Source organism: Parafrankia sp. BMG5.11, from assembly GCF_004337455.1.
Genome location: NZ_SJXI01000002.1, coordinates 99,371 through 110,082 on the forward strand (window position 1 = coordinate 99,371; position 10,712 = coordinate 110,082).

9 protein-coding genes are annotated in these 10,712 nt (G+C 65.8%); 3 read left to right on the forward strand and 6 right to left on the reverse strand.

Annotated features, from left to right (window positions below):
• Nucleotides 1-313 precede the first annotated feature (313 nt).
• The 3 genes from E0504_RS51175 to E0504_RS03000 all read right to left on the reverse strand — a co-directional run bounded on the left by E0504_RS51175 (nt 314) and on the right by E0504_RS03000 (nt 4,746).
• Nucleotides 314-985: a hypothetical protein gene (locus tag E0504_RS51175; protein ID WP_207912143.1), complete on the reverse strand. Its 672-nt coding sequence runs from the start codon at nt 983-985 to the stop codon at nt 314-316.
• 101 nt (nt 986-1,086) lie between these two features.
• Complete coding sequence (gene acnA / locus E0504_RS02995) at nt 1,087-3,762, reverse strand: aconitate hydratase AcnA (RefSeq protein WP_131621815.1); 2,676 nt, start codon at nt 3,760-3,762, stop codon at nt 1,087-1,089.
• A gap of 120 nt (nt 3,763-3,882) precedes the next feature.
• The gene (locus tag E0504_RS03000; RefSeq protein ID WP_243657396.1) at nt 3,883-4,746 is read right to left on the reverse strand and encodes a DMT family transporter; all 864 of its coding nucleotides are present in this window, start codon (nt 4,744-4,746) and stop codon (nt 3,883-3,885) included.
• Between the two features lie 200 nt (nt 4,747-4,946).
• Between E0504_RS03000 and E0504_RS03005 the strand changes: the two genes are divergently transcribed.
• Nucleotides 4,947-6,344, forward strand: a complete 1,398-nt coding sequence (locus E0504_RS03005) for a L,D-transpeptidase family protein (RefSeq protein WP_131621946.1) — start codon at nt 4,947-4,949, stop codon at nt 6,342-6,344.
• A 112-nt stretch (nt 6,345-6,456) separates the two neighbouring features.
• On the opposite strand, the gene E0504_RS03010 is transcribed toward E0504_RS03005, so the two are convergent.
• Complete coding sequence (locus tag E0504_RS03010; protein WP_131621819.1) at nt 6,457-7,170, reverse strand: murein L,D-transpeptidase catalytic domain-containing protein; 714 nt, start codon at nt 7,168-7,170, stop codon at nt 6,457-6,459.
• A gap of 42 nt (nt 7,171-7,212) precedes the next feature.
• Nucleotides 7,213-8,346 (reverse strand): flavodoxin-dependent (E)-4-hydroxy-3-methylbut-2-enyl-diphosphate synthase, encoded by a 1,134-nt coding sequence (ispG, locus tag E0504_RS03015; protein WP_131621948.1) that lies wholly within the window; start codon nt 8,344-8,346, stop codon nt 7,213-7,215.
• Between the two features lie 244 nt (nt 8,347-8,590).
• Between ispG and E0504_RS03020 the strand changes: the two genes are divergently transcribed.
• Nucleotides 8,591-9,484 (forward strand): zinc transporter ZntB, encoded by an 894-nt coding sequence (locus E0504_RS03020; protein ID WP_207912148.1) that lies wholly within the window; start codon nt 8,591-8,593, stop codon nt 9,482-9,484.
• A gap of 31 nt (nt 9,485-9,515) precedes the next feature.
• Here E0504_RS03020 and E0504_RS03025 read toward each other — a convergent pair whose 3' ends face one another.
• Complete coding sequence (locus E0504_RS03025; RefSeq protein ID WP_131621951.1) at nt 9,516-10,025, reverse strand: GNAT family N-acetyltransferase; 510 nt, start codon at nt 10,023-10,025, stop codon at nt 9,516-9,518.
• Between the two features lie 237 nt (nt 10,026-10,262).
• Between E0504_RS03025 and E0504_RS03030 the strand changes: the two genes are divergently transcribed.
• Nucleotides 10,263-10,712 carry a hypothetical protein gene (locus tag E0504_RS03030; protein ID WP_131621821.1) on the forward strand — a complete coding sequence of 150 codons (450 nt, stop codon included), beginning with the start codon at nt 10,263-10,265 and terminating at the stop codon, nt 10,710-10,712.

Genomic DNA, 10,712 nt, shown 5'->3' on the forward strand with positions numbered 1-10,712 from the left:
CGGTAAAGATGGCCCTGGCGAAACTGTCCGCGACCGCGGCGGGCACCGTGCTACTGGCAGGCGGAGCGGTCCACATGGCGGAGAAGCCGAAGGCTCACCCGACCAGCGTCAAGCAGACCAAGCAGATCAAGCACAAGGCCGTGCGTTACGCCAAGCCGCGCCACGTCGCCAAGCGGAACACGCCGCGCCCGGTCACTCGCCAGCGCCACATCGTCCGGCGCGAGGTTGTCGAGTGCGTACCCGCCGGGCCGATCGCGGGAGGCTATACCCCGATGCCGGCCGCGCCCATCGCTGGCGCCGACTGCGCGCCCGCTTACCAGATTGCCCTGGCGGCGGTGCCTCTGCCTGCACCGATGCCGCCGGTCAGCGGCGGCAGCGGCGGAGTGACCGTGGTCGGCGGCAGCGGTGGCTTCGGCGGCGGGGGCGGCTTCTTCGGCGGGTTCTTTGGCGGCGGCGGATCGAGCGGCGGCAGCGTGGTCGTCAGCTCCACCACGACCGGTTCGACCTCGGGCAGCTCGAGCTCGTCGGGCGGTATCGTCATCGACATCGACAATTCGAACAACGGCGGTTCGACCTCGACCTCCACCGGCGGCAGCTCCACCTCGACATCCAGCGGCGGCAGCTCCACTTCGACTTCGACCGGGGGGATCACGAGCACCACGTCGACCAGTTCGGGGAACGTGACCTCGACCTCCAGCTCAGGCAATGTGACCTCGACCTCGAGTTCAGGAAACGTGACCTCGACCTCCAGCTCCTCGGGGAACGTGTCGACCAGCACGTCGAGCTCGGGCAACATCACCAGCAGCACTTCGAGCTCGTCGTCGACATCCAGCTCGACCAGCAGTTCGACCAGTTCCTCCACCTCATCTTCAACGTCCAGCTCGACGTCATCGTCCAGCTCGGGGACGAGCGGTACGCCGGTGCCCGCGCCGCCGATGATGGTGCTGTTCGGCGCCGCCGCGGCCGCCGTCCTGGCCCGCCGCAAAAAAGCTCCCAAGGCGGACTGAGCCTCGAAGCGCTCCGCCCTAACGAGAAGGGGCGGCCCCCGCGAGGGAGCCGCCCCTTTTGCTTAGCGCGCGCTGGTGGTCAGGCGGCGAGCTTGCGCAGCACGTAATGCAGGATGCCGCCGTTGTTGAAATACTCGAGCTCGTTGGCGGTATCGATCCGGCACTTGGCGGTGAAGGTCATCTTCGTACCGTCCGCCCTGGTCACCTCGACCTCGACATCCTGCTGGGGCTTGATCTCGGCCAGCCCGCGAATGGTGAAGCGGTCGTCACCGGTCAGCCCCAGGCTCTGGCGGGTTGCGCCATCTTTGAACTGCAGCGGAAGCACGCCCATTCCGACCAGGTTGGAGCGGTGGATGCGTTCGAAGCTTTCGACGATCACTGCCCGCACGCCGAGCAGGTTGGTGCCCTTGGCGGCCCAGTCGCGGCTCGATCCGGTGCCATATTCCTTGCCCGCTATCACCACCAGGGGGGTGCCGTCCGCCTTGTGCTTCATCGCGGCGTCGTAGATCGCCATCGTCTCGCCGCCATAGCGGGTCATGCCGCCCTCGACGCCCGGGACCATCTCGTTCTTGATGCGGATGTTGGCAAAGGTGCCGCGCATCATCACTTCGTGGTTTCCGCGGCGGCTACCGTAGGAGTTGAAGTCCGCCTTTGCGACCTGATGCTCCTGCAGATACGATCCCGCCGGGCTGTCGGCCTTGATCGATCCGGCGGGCGAGATGTGATCGGTGGTGACCGAATCGCCCAGGATCGCCAGCGGTTTCGCCTCGATGACATCCATCACCGGCGCCGGGGTCATCTCCATGCCTTCGAAGTACGGCGGGTTGGCCACATAAGTCGAGCCAGCGCGCCACGCGTAGGTATCCGTTCCGGTGACGTCGATCGCCTGCCAGTGCGCATCGCCCTTGTAGACGTCGGCATAGCGCGCTTCGAACATGCCGCGATCGATCGCGCCAGCGCGGAGTTCGGCGATTTCGGCGTTGCTTGGCCAGATATCCTTGAGGAACACATCGACGCCGTCGCTGCCCTGGCCGATCGGGGACTCGATCATGTCCTCGGTCACCGTTCCCTTGAGCGCATAGGCGACCACCAGCGGCGGCGAGGCGAGGAAGTTGGCGCGCACATCGGGCGACACGCGGCCTTCGAAGTTGCGGTTGCCCGACAGGACGCTGGCCGCGACGAGATCGTTCTTGTTGATCGCGTTGCTGATCGGCTCGGCCAGCGGACCGGAGTTGCCGATGCAGGTGGTGCAACCGTAACCCACGAGGTCGAAGCCGAGCGCATTAAGATGCTCCTGCAGGCCCGCCTTGATGAGGTAGTCAGTGACCACCTGGCTGCCCGGCGCGAGGCTGGTCTTGACCCACGGCTTGGGCTTCAGACCGCGCTCGTTGGCCTTCTTCGCGACCAGGCCGGCGGCGATCAGCACGTCGGGATTGGAGGTGTTGGTGCAGCTGGTGATCGCGGCGATGACTACGTCGCCATCGCCCACGTCGTGCCCGGCGCCATCGACCGCGCACCGATTGGGCTTGGACTTTCCGTAGATGTCCTTGAGCTGTTCATTGAACAGATCGTCGACATCGGGCAGCGCGACCTTGTCTTGCGGACGCTTGGGCCCGGCGAGGCTGGGCACCACCGTGCCGAGGTCAAGCTCCAGCGTGTCGGTGAAGATCGGCTCCTCGGCCGTCGGATCGATCCACAACCCCTGCTCGCGGGCATACGCTTCGACCAGCGCGATCTGCTCTTCGGCGCGGCCGGTCAGGCGCAGGTAGTCGAGCGTCTTGTCGTCGATCCCGAAGAAGCCGCAGGTGGCACCGTATTCGGGCGCCATGTTAGCCAGCGTCGCGCGGTCGGCGAGGCTGAGCGACGATAGGCCTGACCCGAAGTATTCGACGAACCGGCCGACCACGCCCTTGGCACGCAGCATCTGCGTGCAGGTGAGCACCAGGTCCGTCGCGGTCACGCCCTCGGCCAGCTGGCCGGTCATGCGGAAGCCGACCACTTCGGGGATCAGCATCGACACCGGCTGGCCCAGCATCGCCGCCTCGGCCTCGATCCCGCCGACGCCCCAGCCCAGCACGCCCAGGCCGTTGACCATCGTCGTGTGGCTGTCGGTGCCGACGCAGGTGTCGGGGTAGGCGACCATCCGCCCATCTTGGTCTTCCGAAGTCCACACGCACTGGGCGATGTTCTCCAGGTTCACCTGATGGCAGATGCCCGTGCCGGGAGGGACGGCCTTGAAATTGTCGAGGCTCTTGGCGCCCCACTTGAGGAAGTCGTAGCGTTCTGCGTTGCGCGCGTATTCAAGCTCCATGTTCTTTTCGAACGCCTTAGGCGTGCCGAATTCGTCGACCATCACCGAGTGGTCGATCACCAGATGCACCGGGACCAGCGGGTTGATCTTCTTGGTGTCACCGCCAAGCTTGGCGATCGCATCGCGCATTGCGGCGAGATCGACCACGCACGGCACGCCGGTAAAATCCTGCAGCAGCACGCGCGCAGGGCGATACTGGATTTCGCCCCCGGTCTGCGGCAGCTTGAGCCAGTCGGCCAAGGCCTGGATATGGCCGATCGACACAGTGAAACCGGCATCCTCGAAGCGGAGCAGGTTTTCCAGCAGCACCTTCATGCTGAACGGCAGCCGGCTGACATCGCCGATCGTCTCGCTCGCCTTCTTGAGCGAGTAAAACGCATAGTCCTTGCCGCCGACGGTCAGCGTGCTGCGGGTGGAGAGCGAGTCCTTGCCGACCTGAGTCATCGTGCGAAACAGTCCTTGATCTGGGCTTGGTGGATGCGCGCGCACCTGCGCGCATGATGGCTGGAGGTCAAGGTGGGGGCGGGCAGGAAATGCTTGGGTCGGCGCAAGCAGGCCCGGCGGCTAAACCACCACCTGCTCAGGCTTGGACGATGCGCCGCGCGTGGCGACCCAGCATCCAGCGACGATCAGCAGCGCACCGGCAAAGGTCGCCCCCGACACCGGTTCACGGAAGAACAGCCAGCCGAACAGCGCCGCCCACAGGAAGCCGCTGTATTCCAGCGGCGCGAGGCGCTGGGTTTCGGCGCGGGCATAGCCCCAGGTGAACAGCAGCGCGCCTGACACCGACAACACCGCGCTCACGCCGATGTCGATCCACGCCGCTTGCTCCGGCAACTGGAGAAAGAACGGGGCAAAGCCGACCAGCACCAGGAACGTCACCCCGTTCTGGAACGCGGCGACCTCCAGCGGTTTCGCCACCAGCGCCTGCTGCCGCTGGAGGACCAGGTTCCATGCGTAGAGCACAGCCGATGTGAGGACCGCGGCGATCCCCAGCGGTGCCCCGTCTCCCATGGCCTCGCGCCACAACTTGCCCGCGAGGATGACCATCACCCCGACCAATCCCAGCAGCGCCCCGATGATGGCCCGGCGCCCGACCGTCTCGCCCAGCAGCCAGCTTGCCAGGAACAGGGCGATCAGCGGGGCGATGAAGCTGATGGCGATCGTCTGCGCCAGGGGCAGGATGGTGAGGGCGAAGAAAAACAGAAACGCCATCGCTGCAACCACGGCCCCGCGGATCAGGTGGATCTTGAGGATCATCCGCGCGGGCCAGCGGCCCCCACTCGCCAGCCATGCCGGCGCGGCGATCGCGAAACCGATCGGCGCCCGCAGCAGCAGCGCGCTATAGGCTCCGACCGCCAGGCTGGCGCTTTTCATCCATGCGTCCATCCAGCTCAAAAGCCCGATTGCGGCAAACACCACCAGCACGGGCAGCAAGGGGTGATCGGCGCGTGGCATGGCGCGAGTGCGCCTCGTGGCAATCGTGCCACCGGTCAAGCGGGATTCAGCCGAGCTTCAGCCGCGCGCGTTGAAGGAGGCGGGGCGGCTGCGCTAAAGCGGCAGCGCGACATGGCGGCTCGGTGGAGCTGCGCACCAGATCAAGGGGCATACGAGTGAGCAAGGGTTCGATGGGCAAGTGGATGATCGGCGCGGCGCTGGCGGCAATCCCGGCGGCCGCCATTGCGGCTCCCGGCCAACCCGGGCCCAAGGCACCGGAGAACATCCTTCCGCCCGAACCGCCGACCGTGACCGCCGCACAGGTTCCGGCCGGTTCGGACGAAGTCACCTCCTCGCGGATGAAGGCGTTCGAGACCGTGCAATCGGTTGCGCCGGACGTGCAGCCCTGGAACGTGGCCGATGCGCAGGCGCTCGCCGCGGTGATCGCGGGCATCGGCGCCGAAGGGCTCGATCCCAAGGACTATCAGCTTGCCGAATTGCAGGCGGCGATCGCCCGCGGACAGGGCGGGGCGCTGGATCAGGCGGCCAGCCGCAGTTTTGCCTGGCTGGTCGAGGATCTGCGTGACGGGCGCACGCCGATGGAGGCGCGCAAGCAGTGGTTCGTGGTCGATCCCGATCCCGATCGCTACCGCACCGCTGATGTGATGGCGCAGGCGCTGCGGAGCCATTCCGTCGCGGCGACGCTGGCTTCGCTCAATCCCGAGCACCCCGATTATGCCGCGCTGAAGGCTGAACTCGCGACCGCCGCGCCTGCGCAACGCAAGCTGATCCGGGCCAACATGGACCGCTGGCGGTGGTTGGCGAAGGATCTGGGTAGTCAGTACCTGATCACCAACGTGCCCGAATATCAGTTGCGCCTGACGGTGAACGACAAGATCATCAGCACCTACCGTACGATCGTCGGCAAGCCGGGCCGCACCGCCACGCCGCAGCTCGCCGAGACGGTCGAAGGGGTGATCTTCAACCCGACCTGGACCGTCCCGCAGTCGATCGTGAAGGGCGAGGGGCTGGGCGCGAAGGTGCTCGGCAATCCGGGCTGGGCGAAAGCCGCCGGCTACAAGGGTACACGCGACCCCAAGACCGGGTTCGTCACTGTCGTCCAGCAGCCGGGCGCGAACAATTCGCTCGGCCTGATGAAGGTCGACATGCCGAACCCGCACGCGATCTTCCTGCACGACACGCCCAACCGCAACCTGTTCAACCAGGAGAACCGCGCATTGAGCCACGGCTGCATCCGCACCGAGCGGGCGCAGGAACTGGCGATCACGCTGGCTATCCTGGGCAATCTCGCCACCACGCCCGAAACCCGCAAGGCGGCGGCGGACGAGGCGGTGGCGATCAGCACCAGCGGCAAGTACACCCGGGTGCCGGTGCAGAAGACGATGCCGGTCTACATCACCTATTTCACGATGGGCCGCGACATTACCGGCAAGCTGCGTCAATTCAACGACATCTACGGCCGTGACGCCCCGGTCCTCGCGAGCCTCGACGCGCCCCGCCAGGCGAACCGCGCCCGCGCGACGAGCGAGGAAGCGGTCGAGATCGTGGACGATCTGCAGACGACCTGAACACTGGCAGTGCCGTCGTTCGGTGATGAGCCGGGCGACGGCATCCGGTCGGGTGGGAGATGAGCGCGCGGACCGGGATCAGGTCCAGGGCGGCGGGGCCGGAGCTGGAACCTTAGAACCCGCCCGGCACCAACGGCGGCTGAGGGGTGCCTTCGGGCACCAGCAGTTGCAGGTCCCGGGGCGGTTGGGTGACGGTCTCGCCGCCCGGGCCAAGCCCCAGCTTGTCGGCGTAGAGCAGCCGCCCGCCGCCCAACCGCAGCAGGGCCAGTTTGAAATTGGCATCGCTCATGGCGAAGCAGCCGTTCGACCGGCCAAGCTTGCCATACTGCGCCAGGTGCGACGGCTCCGCATAGCTTGCCCGGTGCATCACAATCGCGCGGTCAAGCGCGTTGGAATTGGTCGGATCGCGTCCTTCCAGCCGGATCGAGGTGCCGTACTTCCCGGTGTACCACCCGAAGGTCATGTACGCGCCGCGGCTGGTGCACCACGATTCGTGGACGTTGGAGAAATAGTCGAGCCAGCCGTCATGCTCCGGATCGGAACCCATGCCATGTGCCACGTGGTAACTGTCGACCACGCCGCGTTCCAGATCGACGAAGTGAAAGCGCGGGTCGGACGAGCGTAGCCCGAAATCGGCCACTCCGACCACATCGCGAGCCCACAGGCCGGCGCCGTGCTTAGCGAGTTGCTCTTGTGCAATGGCAAACAGGCGGCGGTCACGCGGGCCCAACGAGGTGGGCACGGCGGGCACCTGCGCGCGCACGGGCAATGCCGTGAGCGCCGCACCAGCGGCTAGAGTGCCCTTGAGGAGGTCGCGCCGATTCATGGGTAAAGGACTAGCGCAGCAATTCTAACGGAGCGCTGAACCTCACTCGGCAGCCTCCGCCATTCCCGCGTCGCTCATGCCCGCCTCGATCTCGGCCGCCTTCGCTTCCACCAGACTGACGATGTGTTCGATCATCGTCTCGGACTGCACGTGGTGATCGGTGACGCCCGACAGGTACACCATGTGCTTGCCCGCGCCGCCACCAGTGATGCCGATGTCGGTTTCGCGCGCTTCCCCGGGTCCGTTGACCACGCAGCCGAGCACTGACAGGCTCATCGGCGTTTTGATGTGCTCAAGCCGCTTCTCGAGCGCCTCGACCGTGCGGATGACGTCGAAGCCCTGGCGCGAACACGATGGGCACGACACGATCCGCACGCCCCGGGTGCGCAGGCCCAGGCTCTTGAGAATTTCGAAGCCGACCCGCACTTCCTGTTCCGGTTCAGCGGACAGGCTGACGCGGATCGTGTCGCCGATGCCCGCCCACAGCAGGTTGCCTATGCCGATGCTGGACTTGACGGTGCCGCCGATCAGCCCGCCTGCTTCGGTGATCCCGAGGTGCAGCGGGCAATCGACTGCTTCGGCCAGACCCATGTAGGCCGACACTGCAAGGAACACGTCGCTTGCCTTAACCGCCACCTTGAATTCGTGAAAGTCGTGGTCCTGCAACAGTTTGATATGGTCGAGCGCACTTTCCACCAGCGCTTCGGGGCAAGGCTCTCCGTATTTTTCCAGCAGATCCCGCTCGAGCGATCCGGCGTTGACCCCGATCCGGATCGCACAGCCGTTCGCCTTGGCGGCGCGTACCACCTCGGCAACCCGTTCGCTGGAGCCAATGTTGCCGGGATTGATCCTGAGGCACGCCGCGCCTTTGTCGGCCGCTTCCAGCGCGCGCTTGTAGTGGAAGTGAATGTCGGCGACGATCGGCACCTTGGCCGCACGGGCGATCTGATCGAAGTTCGCGGTGCTTTCGGGCGTCGGGCACGAAACGCGGATGATGTCCGCGCCTGCATCCTCGCACCGGCGAATCTGATCAATCGTCGCGCCGACATCCTCGGTGGGCGTATTGGTCATCGTCTGCACGCTGATCGGCGCATCGCCGCCCACCGGAACGCTGCCGACCATGATCTGGCGGGACTGACGGCGGACGATGTCGCGCCATGGACGGATCGAGGACAAAATCGGGTGCTCCTTGCCGCCGTGCATATAGAGCCCGCTCGATGAAGGAGCAATGACAGGGCCCCATGACACCTGCGATGACAATCGAATGCGGTTGCGGCATGGCATCCGCATGGTGAACACGCCCCGCGATCCGACCGACCACAGCGATGAGAGCGGACCCCTGCTGTTCGGCCGGGTGCTCGACGGGCAAGGCAGCGGTCGGCCGATCCGGTGGGACGAGGCACAGCGGTGGCAGCCCTCCGTGCCGGGCGAAGTCCTGTGGCTGCACCTCGACCGCGTGAGCGAGGGGATGGGCGAGTGGCTGCAAAGTGAGTTGCTCATTGCCGAGCCGATCGCCGAACTGCTGACCAGCGACGACACCCGGCCGCGGGCATTCCGCGAGGGGGACGCGCTCGTCGCGACGTTGCGGGGCATCAATTTCAATCCCGGCGCGGACCCCGAAGACATGGTCTCGCTCCAGATGTGGAGCGACGGGCGGCGGGTCATCACCTTGCGGCGCAATCCATCGCAGACCCCGCGCGACGTTCTGGCAGACGTCGATGCCGGCAAGGGGCCGCTTGACGCGGGTGGGCTGGTGACCGCGCTCACCGAAAACCTCGTCCATCGGATGAATCGCGCGATCGTCGACATGAACGACGAGATCGACCGGCTGGAAGAGCACGGCGACGACGACAGCGACAGCGAGGTACGCCTGCGGAAGATCGCTGTCATCCGCCGAAACTGCCTCGCTCTGCAACGGCACATGGGGCCACAGCACGTGGCGCTGGAGGCGATCCGCCACGACGCGCCCGCCTGGTTCGAAGAGCACGACCGGCGTGAGATTGGCGAGACGATCGCGCTGCTGCGCCGCTTCCTCGACGATATCGACGTCAGCAAGGAAAGCGCGGTGGTGCTGATGGACGAACTCAGGAGCCGCGCACTCGCCCGCTCCGAAAAGACCAACCGGCGGCTCACGCTGGTCGCCACGGTGTTCCTGCCGCTCAGCTTTCTGGTCGGCCTGTTCGGGATCAACGTCGGCGGAATGCCGTGGGCTGAGATACCGGGCCATCCGCGCGGTTTCTGGTTCGTTACCGGACTGTGCCTGGTGTTCGCCGCCGTAACCATATGGCTGTTCCGGCGCTGGAGGTGGCTGTAACGGCGGTTCGCCGGAGCAGGATGCCGGGCTTCTAAAGAGGCAACTCGTAGAGAAACTCGTCGTCGCGGTGCTGGCCTACCCAGAAGTCGATGTCGGCCACGTGCCGGAACCCGAACCGTTGGTAGAACCGCTGCGCGCCGAAGTTCTCGCTGTAGACCGACAACTGCATCGCATCGCACCGTCGTTGCCGGGCCTGGTCGATCGCGCGGTGCAGCAGCGCGCTGCCAATGCCGTGGCCGGGTTCGCAATAGAGCTGGCCAAGGATGCACGGGCTGCGCGGGTGGGGATCGGGCCGAGCATCAAACCGCGCGCCGAACTCCACGGTCGAATACCCCGCGATGCGCTGGTCCTGCTCAGCGACAGTGAGCACCTTGCCGGGGTCGGCGATGATCGCCGCGAAGCGGGCTGGCGAGCGATATTCATCCAGGAATGCCGCCAGATCCTCGGCCGCGTACAGGTGGCCGAAGGCCCGGGTGAAGGACTGGCGCGAGAATGCCACGAGCTCATCGACGTCGGCGGCGGTTGCGGATCGTAGATGCATGGCTGGTCGCCTAGGGCGTCCGAACAATTCCCGCCAGCCGCCGCGAGTGCGTGGGGGCTTTTCCGCACAGGTCGCCCGGGCCGGGATCACCGGTGCCACGGGACTCGACAAGCAGCGTCAGAAGCGTAACTTCCACCTGCCGAGGGGCCGGCCCACAGGGGGAATGAGGTCGCCCGACTTCAGAGCAATGGCGGAGGCGCAATTGTGCGCTGGCCGCGCATTGGGAGTCTCGAGCATATGACCAAGTTTTCTATAACCGCGCTGGGCGCGCTGGCGCTTGCGCTGGCGGTACCGCACGCCGCCGTTGCCCAGTCGGCTTACCCGGTCGATCCCGCCGATTACGTCGAAATGGGCATGATCAAGATCGATGACGGTCACGATCTCGAATACGCCAATTACCTGGCGCAAGGTTGGCGCAAGTCGCAGGACTACGCCAAGCAACAAGGGTGGATCAGCGACTACCAGATCTGGGCGAACAGCAATGCCCGGGATGGCGAAGCCGACATCTACCTCGTCACGTGGTTTCCCGCATTTGCCGATGCCGCCGAAGGCATGCGCCGCAACAAGCTGTTCCTTGAACACATGAAGAGCACCGAGGCGCAGATGCAGGCCGAATCGGGCAAACGCGCAACGTATCGCAAACAGATGGGATCGATGCTGTTCCGCCAGATGAAGTGGACCCGCTGA